The organism is Oceanimonas doudoroffii, from assembly GCF_002242685.1.
Taxonomy (GTDB): Bacteria; Pseudomonadota; Gammaproteobacteria; order Enterobacterales; family Aeromonadaceae; genus Oceanimonas; species Oceanimonas doudoroffii.
On sequence record NZ_NBIM01000002.1, the window covers coordinates 105,285 to 121,529 of the forward strand.

Annotated in this window: 13 protein-coding genes; 9 read left to right on the plus strand and 4 right to left on the minus strand. The window is 61.8% G+C overall.

What is annotated here, in order from left to right:
- Positions 1-6 precede the first annotated feature (6 nt).
- Positions 7-1,749, minus strand: a complete 1,743-nt coding sequence (gene radD / locus B6S08_RS10155) for a DNA repair helicase RadD (RefSeq protein ID WP_094200698.1) — start codon at positions 1,747-1,749, stop codon at positions 7-9.
- Between the two features lie 350 nt (positions 1,750-2,099).
- Here radD and fabV point away from each other — a divergent pair, with 350 nt between their 5' ends.
- Together fabV and B6S08_RS10165 are read left to right on the plus strand one after the other, a co-directional pair.
- Complete coding sequence (gene fabV, locus B6S08_RS10160) at positions 2,100-3,299, plus strand: enoyl-ACP reductase FabV (RefSeq protein WP_094200699.1); 1,200 nt, start codon at positions 2,100-2,102, stop codon at positions 3,297-3,299.
- Positions 3,300-3,453: 154 nt separating this feature from the next.
- Positions 3,454-3,927 carry an anti-virulence regulator CigR family protein gene (locus B6S08_RS10165; RefSeq protein ID WP_094200700.1) on the plus strand — a complete coding sequence of 158 codons (474 nt, stop codon included), beginning with the start codon at positions 3,454-3,456 and terminating at the stop codon, positions 3,925-3,927.
- Here B6S08_RS10165 and B6S08_RS10170 read toward each other — a convergent pair.
- Entirely contained in the window at positions 3,920-4,894 is a 975-nt protein-coding gene (locus B6S08_RS10170) for a sensor domain-containing diguanylate cyclase (RefSeq protein ID WP_094200701.1), read from the minus strand. The two genes, B6S08_RS10165 and B6S08_RS10170, sit on opposite strands and share 8 nt — an antisense overlap.
- 4 nt (positions 4,895-4,898) lie before the next feature.
- The gene (locus B6S08_RS10175) at positions 4,899-5,903 is read right to left on the minus strand and encodes a response regulator (RefSeq protein ID WP_094200702.1); all 1,005 of its coding nucleotides are present in this window, start codon (positions 5,901-5,903) and stop codon (positions 4,899-4,901) included.
- Between the two features lie 281 nt (positions 5,904-6,184).
- Here B6S08_RS10175 and B6S08_RS10180 point away from each other — a divergent pair, with 281 nt between their 5' ends.
- The 3 genes from B6S08_RS10180 to rluF all read left to right on the plus strand — a co-directional run bounded on the left by B6S08_RS10180 (position 6,185) and on the right by rluF (position 9,840).
- Positions 6,185-7,912: a SulP family inorganic anion transporter gene (locus tag B6S08_RS10180; RefSeq protein WP_094200703.1), complete on the plus strand. Its 1,728-nt coding sequence runs from the start codon at positions 6,185-6,187 to the stop codon at positions 7,910-7,912.
- Entirely contained in the window at positions 7,909-8,364 is a 456-nt protein-coding gene (locus B6S08_RS10185; protein ID WP_245849850.1) for a methyltransferase family protein, read from the plus strand. Before B6S08_RS10180 ends, B6S08_RS10185 begins: the two co-directional genes overlap by 4 nt.
- A gap of 498 nt (positions 8,365-8,862) precedes the next feature.
- Entirely contained in the window at positions 8,863-9,840 is a 978-nt protein-coding gene (rluF, locus tag B6S08_RS10190; protein ID WP_094200704.1) for a 23S rRNA pseudouridine(2604) synthase RluF, read from the plus strand.
- On the opposite strand, the gene tyrS is transcribed toward rluF, so the two are convergent.
- The gene (gene tyrS / locus B6S08_RS10195) at positions 9,837-11,153 is read right to left on the minus strand and encodes a tyrosine--tRNA ligase (protein WP_094200705.1); all 1,317 of its coding nucleotides are present in this window, start codon (positions 11,151-11,153) and stop codon (positions 9,837-9,839) included. The genes rluF and tyrS overlap by 4 nt on opposite strands.
- A 112-nt stretch (positions 11,154-11,265) precedes the next feature.
- On the opposite strand from tyrS, the gene B6S08_RS10200 reads away from it, so the two are divergent.
- The 4 genes from B6S08_RS10200 to B6S08_RS10215 all read left to right on the plus strand — a co-directional run bounded on the left by B6S08_RS10200 (position 11,266) and on the right by B6S08_RS10215 (position 16,149).
- A complete protein-coding gene (locus B6S08_RS10200) occupies positions 11,266-12,063 on the plus strand; it encodes a helix-turn-helix transcriptional regulator (protein ID WP_094200706.1) in 798 nt (265 codons plus the stop codon).
- A gap of 106 nt (positions 12,064-12,169) precedes the next feature.
- Positions 12,170-15,226, plus strand: coding sequence for a D-2-hydroxyglutarate dehydrogenase YdiJ (gene ydiJ / locus B6S08_RS10205; protein WP_094200707.1), 3,057 nt, complete (start codon positions 12,170-12,172; stop codon positions 15,224-15,226).
- 129 nt (positions 15,227-15,355) lie between these two features.
- Entirely contained in the window at positions 15,356-15,601 is a 246-nt protein-coding gene (locus B6S08_RS10210; RefSeq protein ID WP_094200708.1) for a GlsB/YeaQ/YmgE family stress response membrane protein, read from the plus strand.
- 122 nt (positions 15,602-15,723) lie between these two features.
- Entirely contained in the window at positions 15,724-16,149 is a 426-nt protein-coding gene (locus B6S08_RS10215; protein WP_094200709.1) for a hotdog fold thioesterase, read from the plus strand.
- Positions 16,150-16,245 lie beyond the last annotated feature (96 nt).

Genomic DNA, 16,245 nt, shown 5'->3' on the forward strand with positions numbered 1-16,245 from the left:
GCTTCTCTATAACGCATGGGCGGTACGAAACCGGCCTCGATAATCAAAAATGGTTTCCCTGATCTGCCAGCCCCGTTTGTTGGCCCGGGCAATCACAAAGTCAGGGTGGCGAAAGCGCGAGCCGGCGGCCAGCACCTGCTCCAGGCTGGCAAAGTCGGGCTCGGTGCCCGGCGCCGGCCAGTGTGGACGCACAAATTCCCGGTAAAAACGGCCCTCTGGGCCCTTTGCGTCAAAAGCATACCATTTCTGCAGCTCGGTGCCGTCTTCATCGTGATAGGTGACTTTCAGTGCCGGGCCGTATTTGCCGGCGGCAGCGTCCAGGCTGAGGCCGGCACAACGCAGCACCAGCGCATCCTTCAGCGCCAGGGCATCCTTCAGTTGCTTGTCGGGATCCACCAGCACCTCACCACAGTCATGGCATTGGCGGGCGGCGATGTCATTCTCCGCCAGGCACTGCGGGCAGCTTTTAAAGCGAAAGCGGTAACCACATTCTTCCCGTTCGCCGTCATCGTCTTCAAAAAATCCCTGGCAGCGGCGGCCAAAGTGTTCCAGCAGCCGGCCTTCGGCATCGGTCTTGCCCCAGAAGATATTGGCAAAGCCGCAGGCGGGGCAGGGCACCTGCACCTGGGTGGTGTCGGCATTGGGCCTGGGCTCGCCCACTTCGGGGGCGAAAATGTCCATGTTGTTGCCGGCATAGTCCAGCACCAAACAATCGGTCTTGCCCGGACTGAGCCGCAGGCCTCGGCCGATGATTTGCTGGTACAGGGCCACCGACTGGGTGGGGCGCAGAATGGCAATCAAATCCACATGGGGTGCATCGAAGCCGGTGGTGAGCACCGCCACGTTGACCAGGAACTTAAGCTCCCGGGCCTTGAACCGGGCAATAATGGCGTCCCGCTCCGGCCCCGGCGTGTCGCCGGTCACCAAGGCGGTCTGCTCGGCGGGCAGCAGGCCGGCCACCTCGGTGGCGTGGCGCACGGTGGCGGCGAAGACCATCACCCCCTGGCGATGTTCGGCATAGTCCTTTATTTGCTCCACCACATGGGGGGTGACTCGGGGCTGGCGGGCCAGCTCCCGCTCCAGCGCCTGCTCGGTAAACAGCCCCTGCTCATACAGCCGGGAAAAGTCGTAATGCACCACGGGGGCGTCCACCAGCTCCGGCGGACACAGGTAACCCTGCTTGATCATCAGTCGCAGCGGCAGCTCAAACAGGCAGTGCTCAAAAAAACGCGGTGTGCGGCTGCGCACCATGCCGTGGTGATGGCTACGGTAAATCCAGCCCAGCCCCAGCCGGTAGGGGGTGGCGGTGAGTCCCAGCACCTTGAGAGCCGGGTTACCGGTACGCAGATGATTGATAACCTGGGCATACTGGCTGTTGTCGTCATCGGAGACCCGGTGGCACTCGTCAATGATCACCAGGCTGAAGCCGTTAAAGGCGTCCAGGTTGCGGGCCACCGACTGTACCGAGCCAAACACTACCTGGCGGCTGCTTTCCCGGCGCTTGAGCCCGGCGGAGAAAATATCGGCTTCCACGCCATAAGCCTGATACTTGGCGTGGTTCTGCTCCACCAGCTCGCGCACATGAGCCAGCACCAGCACCCGGCCCCGGGCGAGGCGCGCCAGCTCGGCGATCACCAGGCTCTTGCCGGCACCGGTGGGCAGCACCAGCACTCCCGGCTCGCTGTGGCGGCGAAAATAGGCCAGGGTACGGTCAACCGCCTCCTGCTGATAGGGACGTAACGTAAACATTTATCTCACCAAAGCTGGAAGCCCGTTTGGTCTGCAAGGCCGTGCAACATCGTCGGTCACAGGGGACTACTTCGCCGACACGCCTAACCCTTCCATGGGGGCTCCGCTGCGCCCTCCCTGGCGCAGAGGGGGCGGTGATGCAGCAGCAGGGATTGCCGGAGCCGACCGTCAAATGCCATGGATGGCATTTGACGAGCGTCCCATGGACGGGCTCGAAGCGTGTCGGCGCAGGTAACCCTGCTGCTGCATCCTGATACCGGCGGCAGGCGGGCAATTTGGGCCTCACATTTGCCCCGGAATAAGGTATCTTTAGCCCCCTATCGTTTGTAATAACCGAGGCAACCATTCCTATGATCATCAAACCCAAGGTTCGTGGCTTTATCTGCACCACCACCCATCCGGTCGGCTGTGAGGCGAATGTACGTGAGCAGATCGCCTACGTCAAAGGCAAGGGTACCCTGGCGCAGGGGCCGAAAAAGGTGCTGGTGATCGGCGCATCCACCGGTTACGGCCTGGCATCCCGCATCAATGCCGCCTTTGGCAGCGGCGCCGCCACCATTGGCGTGTTCTTTGAAAAGCCGGGCACCGAGAAAAAGCCGGGTACCGCCGGCTGGTATAACGCCGCCGCCTTTGACAAGGCCGCCAAGGAAGAAGGCCTGTACGCCAAGAGCATCAACGGCGACGCCTTCTCCAACGAATGCCGCGAGCAGGTTATCGAGCTGATCAAGCAGGATCTGGGCGACATCGACCTGGTGGTGTACTCCCTGGCCTCGCCGGTGCGCAAGCTGCCCGACAGCGGCGAAGTGGTGCGCTCCGCGCTCAAGCCCATCGGCGAGCCCTACAAGTCTACCGCCCTGGATACCAACAAGGACGTGCTGGTGGAAGCCGTGGTTGAGCCTGCCAATGAGCAGGAAATTGCCGACACCATTCAGGTCATGGGTGGCCAGGACTGGGAACTGTGGATGAACGCCCTGGAAGACGCCGGCGTGCTGGCCGAGGGTGCCAAGTCCGTGGCCTATTCCTACATTGGCACCGATCTCACCTGGCCCATCTACTGGCACGGTACTCTGGGCAAGGCCAAGGAAGATCTGGACCGCGCCGCCCACGCCATCGACAGCAAGCTGAAAGCGCGCGGCGGTGACGCCCATGTGGCGGTGCTGAAGTCGGTAGTGACCCAGGCCTCTGCCGCCATTCCGGTGATGCCGCTGTATATCTCCATGGCCTTCAAGGTGATGAAGGAGCAGGGTATTCACGAGGGCTGCATCGAGCAAATTCAGCGCCTGTTCCATGACCGCCTCTACAGCGGCCAGCCGGCCCCGGTGGACGAGCAGAACCGCCTGCGCCTGGACGACTGGGAGCTGCGCGATGAAGTACAGAACGCCTGCCGCGAGATCTGGAAACAGGTGCAGGACGACAACATCTATCAGCTCACCGACTATCAGGGCTACAAGGAAGAATTCCTGCGTCTGTTCGGCTTTGGCCTGGACGGCGTGGATTACGACGCCGACGTGGACACCAAGGTTGATTTCGACGTGATCGAACTGGCCTGAGCCCGGTCAGCCAAACAATAACGCCAAAGCCCCGTTTCGGGGCTTTTTTGTGCTCGTATTCGACAATATCCGTCCCTGTCGGTATGGCCGGGTATGGCCAGGCAGCCGGGCCGGCGCTAGGGTTAATGGCATATTCACCGGCAGGAGACCCGCCATGAACAAGCATTCCCTTATTGCCTCCCTGTTATTGGCCGGGCTGGCATTGCCGGCCCAGTCCCAGCCGCCCGAAGGCAAGGGGCCGGGTCAGGCTCCCGGCCGGCTCAAGGAGCAAAAATGGCAGCAGGATGAAGGAGAGCATCATCGCGACAGGCGCGAATATCGTTATGAGCGGGAGCGGCACCATGATCGTGAGCTGCATATCGACGAGCTGTTGCTGCGGCGCCTGTTTCGTGAGCACAGAGACTGGCTGCATTACGACGACCGGCGCAGCCTGCCACCGGGCATTGCCAAGAACCTGCGCCGAGGCAAGCCGTTGCCACCGGGCATTGCCAAGCGGTTTGATCCCAGGCTGAGGGAGCGCTTGCCCTATTACGAGGGCTACGAATGGCGTCGGGTCGACAACAAGGCGGTACTGGTGGATCTGGCAACCGAAAACGTGCGTTATATTCTGGAAGACATTCTTAACTGATCCGGGCTGTGGGTTGGTCGAAGCATACCCGGTTGCGGCCTTCCGCCTTGGCTCGGTACAAGGCCTCATCGGCTCGTTGCAGCCAGTCGAGGGCACTTTCAAACGAAGGGGTCGGCTGAGCCACGCCCAGGCTGATGGTGTATTCCAGCTGCAGGCCGTGGGTGCCGACCCTGGCCTCGTCTACCGATCGGCGCAGTCGCTCGCATATTACCGCGGCACCGTCGACGTCGGTATGAGGCAGTATGATGCCAAATTCCTCTCCGCCGTAGCGTCCGGCCATATCGGCATCGCGCAGGGTATGGCGAATAAGCCCGCTCAGGTGACGCAGCACGTCGTCTCCGGGCAGGTGGCCATGGGTATCGTTGAGCAGCTTGAAATTGTCGATGTCCACCATCACCAGGCTGCAGGCATGGCGGTAGCGCCGATAGCGGGAATATTCGGCGTGCAGCAGGCCTTCCCAGCTGCCCCGGTTGAGCAGGCCGGTCAGCGGATCCGTCATGCTGAGATGGGCCAGGCGCTCGTTAGCCTGCTCCAGCGCCAGCTTGCCGGCGGCCACGTCGGTAACATCGTGAATCATCAGGCATACGCGCCGAATCTGGCCGTCTGCATCCGCCAGCGGGTGTAAGGTCAGGTTCTGAAACATGTACTCATGGGTGCCGGTAACGGGCCTGGTGCTGTGAAAGCGAAACAGCCTGGGCCGCTGTTCCCAGCAGGTAAAGGCGCGCGTATTCAGGGTGACCACGGTATCCACCTTGCGTCTCAGCCATTGTTCGGGCAGCTCCGGAAACAGCTGGAACAGGCTTTTCCCCAGTGCCTGGCCGGCACCGAGACCGCTGTGGTTTTCCATAAACCCGTTCCACAGTTCGATGCGAAACTCGAGATCCAGCACCACCAGACCGAGGTCGACCGACTCCAGCATGTCCATCATCCAGTGAAAATCTTGTGGGCCGTGTTCATGCTGGGGCATGGCATTACTCCGTCAGGTAACTGAGTTTTTGCTCCAGGCTGCGGATCGACGCTTCGGTCAGCAGCACCAGGAGGTTGCAATAAATATGCTGTTGCTCAAGGGCATAGGGAATTTCGATGCACAGCAGCTGTTGCTGGTGGTGATGATTGCCATGGTATTCCAGCAGGGTGCTCACGGGCAGGTGCCGACCGAGTACCTTGGGTTGGGCCAGTCCCAGACGCACATCAAACTGATCTCCCAGCCCCTTGAGAAAGGCGCCGAACAATATGCTGGAGACATCCATCAGGATCTCCACATCCGGTGCCGTGGTGTCAGACGGCGAATAATGCAGCAGTCGCGCCATCTCCTCCAGGCTGCTGTCGGAAAACAGCAACAGCGCCTCGCCGGCCAGACCGGCCCCCACAAAGCCCTGGCACACCGCCGAAAACCCTTCATCGGTAGCGGTGGAAATGGCCAGGCTGAGCTCGGCGCGGGCAATGGGCGCAACCAGAGGCACCGGCTGTGGAATAAAGGTATTGAGTAACCGGGCCAGCAGAGCCGTGGCCCGTCCCATGGCGATATTGGCCACTTCCTGCAGATAGTCGGTGAGTGCCAGGGACTCCTGTGGGGACGGTGTATGAAGGGCGTTGCCGTCCTGTTGCGGTGCGTAAAGGCCGTAGCGACGCAGCAAGTCGGTGAGTGCGTTGCGGTTGACGGGTTTGGCCAGAAAGCCCATGGCGCCGAGCGCCTGCACGCGGCGGCAGGCTTCGGGCTGAATGTCGGCCGACACCACCAGGGTCATCACCTCGAGCTGCTCGCGGCGCAGGGCCTTCAACACCTCATAACCGTCGAGCCCGGGCATATTGAGGTCAAGCAGCAGCAGGTCAAAGCGGGTCTGGCGCAGCAATGCCAGCGCCTCCTTACCATGGCTGGCAAACTCCAGCCGGGTGGTCAGGGGCGAGGGCAGGGCGCGGGCTATCTGCCGGCGGGCAACGGCGGAGTCGTCGCAGATCAAAATACGAATGGTCATGCCGCTTGCCTCATAATGAGTTGGGCTCGAATGAGTATATAGCCTTTAATTGAAGCACAAAGCCGGCAGAGAGCAAAGTGAACCGGGCGAGACGCAGTCTGCAAATGCGGCAAAAGAGCCCGGCCCTCGCATTTTTGCCGGCGAGAGTGGCTTTTCCGTCGGCGGGCCTCGTTATATGCTGTGGTCATGGCGGCGTTCGCCGCCGGATTCAGGATGAATGAGCCTGCGTGCCGACGTCAGGTAACGAAGGCGCGGGCCGGTGCAAAGGAAGATGTAACTGCATGAGGGATTTTTTTACCCTGGGGCGCTGGATGCCCGGTCTGGTGGCATTGCTGAACTACCGGCGCGACTGGCTGCCGGCGGATGTACGCGCCGGTCTGTCGGTGGCGGCGGTGGCGCTGCCGGTGGCCATTGCCTATGCCGAGCTGGCCGGGGTCAGTGCCGTGGTGGGCCTGTATTCCTGCATACTGCCGATGATCGCCTATGCCGTGTTTGGCACCTCGCGCCAGCTGATTGTGGGGCCCGATGCGGCCACCTGCGCTGTGATTGCCGCCGTGGTCACGCCCCTGGCCGCCGGTGACGCCACCCGCCACTGGCAACTGGTGATGACCATGACCGCCATGACCGGGTTGTGGTGCCTGGTAGCCAGTTACTTTCGCCTTGGAGTGCTGGCGGACTTTCTGTCCCGGCCCATTCTGCTGGGCCTGCTCAACGGGGTCGCCATCACCATTATGGTGGGGCAGCTGTCGCGAATTTTTGGTTTCACCTTTGATGAATCCCAGCTGATCGAGCGCCTCGCCGCTACCCCCGACTACCTGACCCTGGTGCATTGGCCCACTTTGGGGGTCAGTGCCCTGACCCTGGTGATCATGTTGCTGTGCCGGCGGTTTCGTCCGCTCTGGCCCAGCAGCCTGCTGGCGCTGACGGCGGCCGCCGCCCTGTTGTGGCTGTGGGGCCCCGACCGGGCCGGAGTGGCGGTGGTGGGCACCCTGATGGGAGGCATACCCGAGTTCCAGCTGCCGGAGTTTCCCCCCGGGTTGATGCGGGATCTGGTGATGCCGGCGCTTAACCTGGCCATGGTGAGCTTTGTGTCCATGATGCTGACCGCCCGCAGCTTCGCCGCCCGCAACGGTTACGACATTGACGCCGATCGGGAGTTTCGCGCCCTGGGAGTAGCCAACCTGGCCTCGGCCTTTTCACAGGGGTTTGCCATCAGCGGCGCCGACTCTCGCACCGCGGTCAACGACGCCAATGGCGGCAAGAGCCAGATGGTGTCGGTGGTGGCCGCCGGCCTTATCGCCCTGGTCACTTTTTTCCTGACCGCGCCGTTGCAATACATTCCCACCGCGGCGCTGGGAGTGGTGCTGGTAATGGCGTCCTGGTCGCTGATCAACCTGCGCGGCCAGTGGGGCCTGCGCAAGTCCGACAACGCCGCCTTCTGGCTGGCCTGGATCACCTTTGTCAGCGTGCTGTTCATGGGGGTCATTCCGGGTATTACCCTGGCGGTGCTGCTGGGCCTGTTCCAGTTTCTGCGCAATGTGATGCGGCCGACGGATCAGCTGATGGGCATGAACGAGGAAGGGGTGGTGCACACCCTGGGACGCAATGAAGAGGTCAAGGCCATCACCGGTGTGCTCATCTATCGCTTCAACTCGCCGCTGACCTACTTTAACGCCTCCTATTTCAAGCGTCGGGTGCTGACCCTGCTGAGCGACGAGCAGGCCCAGCCCGAGTGCCTGATCATCGATGCCGTGTCCTGCTTTACCCATCAGGACATCAGCGTGATGAGTGTGGTGGGGGAGCTGCACAAGGAGCTTAGGCGCCGGGGGATTCACATGGTGATGGCCGGGCGGCGGGGGCAGATGACCCACTGGCTGCACCAGGCGGGCATTCGCGTGGGCGAAGACGGTATTCAGGTCTATCCGGACCTGTATGAAGCACTGCGCATTACCCGGCGGCACCTGCATGGCAGGCCGACCGCCGGGCCGGCGACGGTGCGCAGTTCGTGAGGCCAAGGCTGTTGTGGCTGCCGCCGCCGGGAGTGGCGGCGCTGGTGGCGGGCCTGATGTGGCTGGTGACCGAATGGCTGCCGGCGCTGTCGGCAGGCTGGCCGGTCTGGCTGGCGTGGCTGCCGTTAACGGCGGGGCTGATGCTGATGATGCTGGCGGCGATATCCCTGTGGCGGGCCGGCACTACCCTGTTGCCCTTTGAACCCGAGCGTTCGTGCCGACTGGTGACCACAGGGGTATTTGCCCGCTCGCGCAACCCCATTTACCTCGGCGATCTGCTGCTGTTGCTGGCTTTTACCCTCTGGCTGCAAAGCTGGCCGGCCCTGCTCGGGCCGGTATTGTTTGTGCGCTACATGAACCGAGTGCAGATACGCGCCGAGGAACAGGCCCTGGCCCTGCGCTTTGGGCAAGCCTATACCGACTATTGCGCGCGGGTGCGGCGCTGGCTTTAACACCTTGTCTGTTAGCCCGAGCACCCTCGTTGGACCAAGCCCACGGCGAAGCAGACACGCTTTGCCCTCCTGGGCCAGACACAGAGTTGTTTGTCGAGATACTGTCAGACAGCGCCAAAATTTCACGAAGCAATGAAGCAATGAAGCAATGAAGCAATGAAGCAATGAAGCAATAGCGGGGATTGCCGGAACCGACCGTCACTTGCCATGGAAGGCATGTGCCGAGCGTCCATGGGGCGAGCTTGCTCGCCGTGACGAAGTAAAAAATCCTGACCGAACATTGAATATGTTCGCAGCAGGTTTTTTATGAGTGACCTTTAACGAAGCGTGTCGGTGGAGTGCAACCGCGCTGTTGCTTCGCGTGACGAGTCTTTCAACAATGCCAGCCCTTGCGGGGTGAGGGGCGGGGCCTTACACTGGCGCGCTTTGGCCAGGCCTGCTTGTAAACAGCCTTTGCCCGGCTGTTATGACATGACCACCGAAAGGGAGCCTGAGCCCATGACCGCAGACAACGGCGATACCCGCCTGAATAAATTCATCAGTGAAACCGGCATCTGTTCCCGCCGGGAAGCCGACCGGCTGATTGAACAGGGTCTGGTCAGGGTGAACGGCGAGGTGGCCGGCATGGGCGTGCGGGTCAGTGATGCCGATCAGGTCACCGTGCGCGGCAAGCCGTTGCGTGCCAAACCCAAGGCCGTGTATCTGGTCTATAACAAACCCATTGGCATTACCTGCACCACCGACCGTGCCATTCCCGAAAACATAGTGGATGCGGTTAATTACCATGCCCGCATCTTTCCCATCGGCCGGCTCGACAAGCCGTCCTGCGGGTTGATTTTGCTGACCAACGACGGCGATATCGTCAACAAGATACTGCGCGCCGGCAATGCCCACGAAAAAGAATATATCGTGTCCATGGACAAGCCCATTACCGATGACTTTGTCGCGAAAATGTCGGCGGGCGTACCCATTCTCGATACCGTGACCAAGCCCTGCAAGGTGCGCAAAATCGGCCCCAGAACCATCAATATCATTCTGACCCAGGGGCTGAACCGGCAGATACGGCGCATGGCGGAATACCTGGACTATCGGGTGACCAGCCTGAAGCGGGTGCGCATCATGAATATTCACCTTGGTGAGCTAAAGCCGGGCCAGTGGCGTTATGTCAGTGAGCAGGAGCTGGGGTTGATTAACCGTATGATTGCGGGCTCGAGCAAAACCGAGGAAGCCTCGGTGCTTGAGCAGCCCAAGGCGGCTCGCCAGGGGCCGCGTATTCGGGACAAGGCCCCGGCCCGGGGCCGGTCAGCCGACGACGGTCGGCGGGAAGGACGCCGAGGCCCGACCGGTGCCGGCCGGGCCAACGTCCGCACCGGCGGTAAGGCTGATCGTCCTGGTACCCGCTCCGGCGGCAAGGCCGGGGTCCGTTCCGGAGCGCGACCCGGCGCCAGGCCGGGCGGGAAAAAGCCCGGGCGTTAAGCGCCGTCCCGAACGAGTTCGTCTTCAAAACGCAGCAGGTGGAACTGCTTTTTGCCCCGGCGCAGGATCAGGTAGCGCCGGTGTAACCGCGGCAGGGTGAGAGTGTCGGCGCTAACCGGCGCGCCATTGACCGCGATGGCACCGCTGCCGATCAGCTCCCTTGCCTGGCGCAGCGAGCTGGCCAGGCCGGCCTGTTTCAGCAGCCCGCTGAGCGAGGGGGGCTCAGTAGCCGCCGTGGCTTCAATGCGGGTCATGGGAATGCCGTCCTGCTCCAGCTGCGCAAACTCCTCCACACTCAACCCGTTAAACTCACCGGAAAACAGCGCCTGGCTGATGCGCTCCGCCGCCGCTAGTGCCTGCTCGCCATGCACCAGCCGGGTCAGCTCCCGGGCCAGCACCCGCTGGGCCTCGGGCTTGCCGGCCCGTTGCCGGTCACTGGCTTCCAGGGCGGCGATGTCTTCGAGCTCGATAAAGCTGTAGTAACGCAGCAGGCGGTATACGTCGTCGTCACTGGTATTCAGCCAGAACTGGTAAAAGGCGTAGGGCGAGGTTCTGGCCGCATCCAGCCAGACGGTGCCGCTTTCGGTCTTGCCGAACTTGGTGCCGTCCGCCTTGGTGATCAGCGGCAGGGTCAGGCCAAACACCTGCCGGCCGTTGAGACGGCGGGTGAGATCGATGCCACTGGTGATGTTGCCCCACTGATCGTTGCCGCCAATCTGCAGGGTGCAGTCGTATTGCTGGTTGAGCATGACGTAGTCATAGGACTGCAGCAGGCTGTAGGAAAACTCGGTAAAGGAAATGCCCTGCTCGGGCCGGGCCAGGCGCTGGCGCACCGACTCCCGGGCGATCATGGCGTTGACCGAGAAGTGTTTGCCGATGTCCCGCAGAAAGGGCAGTACCTCCATGCCATGCATCCACTCGGCATTGTTCACCAGGCGCACGTTGGCTTCATTCACGGCGTCGTGACCTGTGTTCAGCAGCCGGCGTATCTGGGCGCTCAGCTCATTGCTCCAGGTTTGCACGGTGCCGGCCTCATTGAGGCTGCGCTCGCCGGCCTTGAAGCTGGGATCGCCAATCATGCCGGTGGCACCGCCCACCAGGGCCACCACCCTGTGCCCGGCCAGGCTGAACCGGCGCAGCATCAGCAGGGGCACCAGATGGCCGATGTGCAGGCTGCCGGCGGTGGGATCAAAGCCGCAATACAGGGTGCGCGAGCCTTGCTCAAGATGGGCCGCCAGGGCGGCGGCATCGGAAGACTGGGCGATCAGCCCGCGCCGGTGCAGGTCGTCCAGCAGGGACAGGGAATGGCTCATGCAGGGCTCCGTTGATAAAAGCCCGATACTGACTCGAACCGCCTTGCCCCGATATGTCCTTTTCAGGATAGTTTGCGATAATGACGGCGCGAGATTGTAACGGGGGCACCCCATGACCGAACTGGATGAAACCCTGCTGACCCGGACCATCAATGCCCTGGGCAGCGCCAGCTTTCCCCGCTGTCTGGCCCGGCTGCTGCAGGCCCGTATCGACTGTGACTGCCTGCTGATGGTGAGCTACCGCAACGGCGGCCCGGCGGTGTACCTGTTTGATAACCTGCGCCACAGGCGCGAGCTGCTGTTTCAGCGTTACCTCAACGGCCTGTATGCGCAGGATCCGTTTTGCCGGGCGCTGAGCCATGGCCTGAAGGACGGGGTCTATTCCCTGCGCACCCTGGCCCGGGACCAGGGCATGTCGCCCGATTATTCGGCGGCCTTTTATCAGGACACCGGCTGGCAGGAAGAGCTGGGGCTGGTATTCCGCCTGCCCGGCAATCAGTGGCTGATGATCTTTTTTGGTCGCTTGCAGGCCAGGCCCTTTACCCCGGCGGAGCAGGGGGCGTTGCGAAATCACCTGGCGCTGGTGCGGGCACTGTGTCATCGGCACTGGCCGGCGGGGGCCGGCCCGCTGGCGCAGTCGCCGCCGGCTCCGGCCCGAGTGGACACCCTGGTAAAGGCGGCCCTGGCCAGTTTTGGCCGGGGACGGCTGACCCGGCGCGAAGCGCAGGTGGCCGCCCTGCTGGTGCAGGGTTTAGACAACGAGGCCGTTGCCGCCAGCCTGGGCATAGGCGCGGGCACGGTCAGAAATCACCGCAAGCACCTCTATGCCAAACTGGGTGCAGACTCGCAAGGAGCTCTTTTTGCGCTATTTCTTAATCACCTGATCACCGGCGAAGGGGAGCGAACATAGCCAAAAGAGCAGTCCAGACGTCCTTTGGCCCTCGCTCAAATTCGGCACCGGTGTATAATGGCCGCCACTCTGGGCAATACCGACAAGGACAAAGGGGACGCAGGTCATGATCCCAAGGTTAGCGCTGCAACAGCAGACAACCCCCATCTACCATTCATTTCTAGAGGCCCTGGCCGACAGCGGCTTTCGCGGCGACATCGAGCGCAGCTACGCCAGTCGGCTGGCGGTGGCCACCGACAACAGCGTGTATCAGTGCCTGCCCCAGGCGGTGGTGTTTCCGCGCTCATCCCAGGATTTGGTGGTAATGCTGACTCTGGCCGCCAAGGACGCCTACAAGGACATACGCTTCTCCCCTCGGGGCGGCGGCACCGGCACCAACGGCCAGTCCCTGAACGACAATATCGTGGTAGACCTGTCTCGCCACATGACCCAGCTGCTGACCCTGGATGCCGATGGCCGCCGGGTGCGCATTCAGACCGGCATGGTCAAGGATCGGCTCAACCAGCTGGTGGCGCCCCACGATTTGTTCTTCTCGCCGGATCTGTCCACCAGCAACCGTGCCACCGTGGGCGGCATGATCAATACCGACGCCTCCGGCCAGGGCTCACTGGTGTATGGCAAAACCTCGGATCACGTATTGGGGGTGACCGCCGTGCTGGTGGACGGCACCCTTATCGAAACCGGGCCGGTATCCGGCGAGGACTTGAATAAAAAGCTGGAGGAAGACAGCCGGGAAGGGGAGTTGTACCGCTGCGTGTATCACAGTGTCACCGGCCATGCCGATGAAATTGAGCGGCGCTTTCCCAAACTGAACCGCTTTCTGACCGGTTACGATCTGCGCCATGTTTACGACCAGGCCAGCCACACCCTGGATCTGACCCGCATTCTGTGCGGCTCGGAAGGCTCCCTGGCCTTCATTACCGAGGCCTGGCTGGATCTGACCCCCATTCCCAATTTCCGTACCTTGGTCAACGTCAAGTACGACAGTTTTGAGTCGGCCTTGCGTAATGCCCCGCTGATGGTGGAAGCCAAGGCGCTGTCGGTGGAAACCGTGGACTCAAAGGTGCTCAACCTGGCCCGGGAAGACATTGTCTGGCACTCGGTGAGCGATCTCATTCAGGACGTGCCGGGCCGTGTGATGGACGGCCTTAACATGGTGGAATACGCCGATCAGGACGAAGCCGCCCAGCGTGAAAAAGTCGACGCCCTCTGCGCCCGCCTCGATGGCCTGATCGAGCGCGGCGAGGCCGGCGTTATCGGCTATCAGGTGTGCAACGATCTGGCGTCCATCAACCGCATCTATGGGATGCGCAAAAAGGCGGTGGGCCTGCTCGGTAATGCCAAGGGCCGCAAAAAGCCGGTGGCCTTTGTGGAAGACACTGCCGTGCCCCCGGAGCACCTGGCCGACTACATCATGGAATTCCGCCAGTTGCTCGACGATCACGGCCTGCAATACGGCATGTTCGGCCATGTGGACGCCGGCGTGCTGCACGTTCGCCCGGCCCTGGACATGACCGATCCGGAGCAGGAAGTGATGTTGCGGCGCATTTCCGATAAGGTGAACGCCCTTACCGCCAAATACGGCGGCCTGATGTGGGGTGAACACGGCAAAGGCTTTCGCTCCGAATACAGCCCCACCTTTTTTGGCGAGGTGCTGTTTACCGAGCTGCGCCGTATCAAGTCGGCCTTTGATCCCTTTAACCGGCTGAACCCGGGCAAAATCTGCACGCCGCTGGACAGCCTGGAGCAGCTGGTGTCGGTGGACGCCACCAAGCGCGGCTATTTCGACCGGCAGATTCCGGTGCACGTGCGCGACGGTTTTACCCAGGCCATGGATTGCAATGGCAACGGCCTGTGCTTTGATTTTGATGTGCGCTCGCCCATGTGTCCGTCGATGAAGCTCTCCGCCGACCGCCGGCACTCGCCCAAGGGCCGGGCCGGCCTGGTGCGGGAATGGCTGCGCCAGCTCTCGTCCCAGGGCTTTGACCCCATGGCCGGGGAGGCCGCGGTGCAAAGCCGCGGCACCAGCGTCAAGGACATGGTGCTCAGAGTGAAAAACACCCTGGACAAGCGCCGGGGCGAATACGACTTCTCCCATGAAGTGAAAGAGGCCATGGACGGCTGCCTGGCGTGCAAGGCCTGCTCCAGCCAGTGTCCGATCAAGGTGGATGTGCCTACCTTCCGCGCCCGTTTTCTGCAGCTGTATTATCAGCGCTACCAGCGTCCGCCTCGGGACTATCTGGTGTCCTGGGTGGAAAGCTATACCCCCTGGATGGCCAAGGCCCCGGGCCTGTTCAACCCCATCATGAACCACAAGTGGCTGCAGGGTGGAACGTCCTCATTGCTTGGCATGGTGGACATGCCGCAACTGAGCCAGCCATCGCTCAAGGCCCGCCTCGGCAAGGGGCCGGCGGCCCGGTTCGATCTGGAACAGCTGCAGGCCATGAGCGACGAGGAGCGCGCGAAAACCTTGCTGGTGGTGCAGGATCCCTTTACCTCCTTCTACGACGCCGGCGTGGTGCACGATCTGGTGCGCCTGGCCACGGCACTGGGCTTTAACCCTGTGGTGCTGCCGTTCAAGCCCAACGGCAAGCCGGCCCACGTAAAGGGTTTTTTGCGCCGTTTTGCCGCCATGGCCGCCGACAGCGCCCAGTTCCTCAATCGACTGGCCCGGCTCAATATTCCCATGGTGGGGGTAGATCCGTCACTGGTGCTTTGCTACCGGGATGAATACGCCAAGGTACTGGGCCCGGCCCGGGGCGACTTTGACGTCTTGTTGCCCCAGGAATGGCTGCTGACCGTGCTGGAGCGGATCCCGGCCCGAGAAACGACCGGTGAGCCCTGGCACCTGTTTGCCCACTGCACCGAGAAAACCGCCAAGCCCACCACCCATCAGGACTGGAGCCGTATTTTCACCCACCTGGGCGCCAAGCTGGAAGCCGTGCCTGTGGGCTGTTGCGGCATGGCCGGCACCTATGGCCACGAGCGGGAGCACGCCGAGGGCTCGCGCACCCTGTTCACCATGAGCTGGGCCGAGCCCCTGAGCAAACTGCCCAAAGAGCGCTGTCTCGCCACCGGCTTTTCCTGCCGCAGCCAGGTCAAGCGCATTGAAGGTGAGGGCCTTCGCCATCCGGTGCAGGCCTTGCTAAGCTTGTTGGCCTGAGGCTGGATGTGTGAGGACAGAGGACAGAGGACAGAGGACAGAGGACAGAGGACAGAGGACAGAGGGGAGAGGTGAGGGGTACACCTCACACCTTACCCCTCACTCCTCATCACAGGATAAGGAGCGTGTATGGGATTACTCTGGGGATTAATCATCGGTGGCCTGGCCGGCTGGATTGCCGGCAACCTGATGAAGGGGCAAGGCTTTGGCCTGCTGGGTAATATCGCGGTGGGCCTGGTGGGCGGCTTTCTCGGCGGCCTGGTATTTCGGTTGTTGGGGCTGGCGGCCACCGGTATTATCGGCTCGCTGGTGATGTCGGTGGTGGGCGCCGTGTTGCTGCTGTTTATCGTGGGCAAAATAAAAGGCCGACGATAAAGACGCGGCGAGGAGTGAAGGGAAAGGGTGAAGGGCCCATGCCCGTTCACCTCACCCCTCATGTTTTCCCCTCTCGCCTTACGTCTTAGCCCCCAAGTACTACCCCTCACCAGGGTTCTTTTATGTGGCAACGTGAATTTACGCTGGACAGTTTGAATCAACTGTCAGAGAATACGCTCGCAGCCCAGTTGGGCATGACCTTTTGTGAAGTGGGTCACGATTATCTACGCGGTACCATGCCGGTAGACCATCGTACTCACCAGCCTCTTGGCATGTTACATGGCGGCGCGAGTGTCGCGTTTGCCGAGACCCTGGGTTCAGTAGCTGCCAATATGTGCGTTGAAGCGGGTTTTTATTGCGTTGGGCAGGAAGTTAACGCAAATCACGTCCGCGCCAAACGAAGCGGCCTGGTAACAGGAACCGCACGTCCCCTCCATTTGGGCGCGACGACACAAGTCTGGCAGATCGACATCCATGACGAGCGTGACCGCCTGGTGTGTACCAGCCGGTTGACCATGGCGGTGTTGAGACAAAAACGGCCAGATTAGCCTTGTGTATTCATGTGTGACACCTTTCGTGTGAAGGAAAGCCCTCACCCAGTGTGAGTAGGGCTGTCCTCGGCCTTTTACTGTATCAGTCCGCCG

What these genes read in the sequence shown, in the direction of transcription:
- radD (WP_094200698.1), bottom strand. Translation starts at nt 1,749, where the DNA reads ATGTTTACGTTACGTCCCTATCAGCAGGAGGCGGTTGACCGTACCCTG.
- fabV (WP_094200699.1), top strand. Translation starts at nt 2,100, where the DNA reads ATGATCATCAAACCCAAGGTTCGTGGCTTTATCTGCACCACCACCCAT.
- B6S08_RS10165 (WP_094200700.1), top strand. Translation starts at nt 3,454, where the DNA reads ATGAACAAGCATTCCCTTATTGCCTCCCTGTTATTGGCCGGGCTGGCA.
- B6S08_RS10170 (WP_094200701.1), bottom strand. Translation starts at nt 4,894, where the DNA reads ATGCCCCAGCATGAACACGGCCCACAAGATTTTCACTGGATGATGGAC.
- B6S08_RS10175 (WP_094200702.1), bottom strand. Translation starts at nt 5,903, where the DNA reads ATGACCATTCGTATTTTGATCTGCGACGACTCCGCCGTTGCCCGCCGG.
- B6S08_RS10180 (WP_094200703.1), top strand. Translation starts at nt 6,185, where the DNA reads ATGAGGGATTTTTTTACCCTGGGGCGCTGGATGCCCGGTCTGGTGGCA.
- rluF (WP_094200704.1), top strand. Translation starts at nt 8,863, where the DNA reads ATGACCGCAGACAACGGCGATACCCGCCTGAATAAATTCATCAGTGAA.
- tyrS (WP_094200705.1), bottom strand. Translation starts at nt 11,153, where the DNA reads ATGAGCCATTCCCTGTCCCTGCTGGACGACCTGCACCGGCGCGGGCTG.
- B6S08_RS10200 (WP_094200706.1), top strand. Translation starts at nt 11,266, where the DNA reads ATGACCGAACTGGATGAAACCCTGCTGACCCGGACCATCAATGCCCTG.
- ydiJ (WP_094200707.1), top strand. Translation starts at nt 12,170, where the DNA reads ATGATCCCAAGGTTAGCGCTGCAACAGCAGACAACCCCCATCTACCAT.
- B6S08_RS10210 (WP_094200708.1), top strand. Translation starts at nt 15,356, where the DNA reads ATGGGATTACTCTGGGGATTAATCATCGGTGGCCTGGCCGGCTGGATT.
- B6S08_RS10215 (WP_094200709.1), top strand. Translation starts at nt 15,724, where the DNA reads ATGTGGCAACGTGAATTTACGCTGGACAGTTTGAATCAACTGTCAGAG.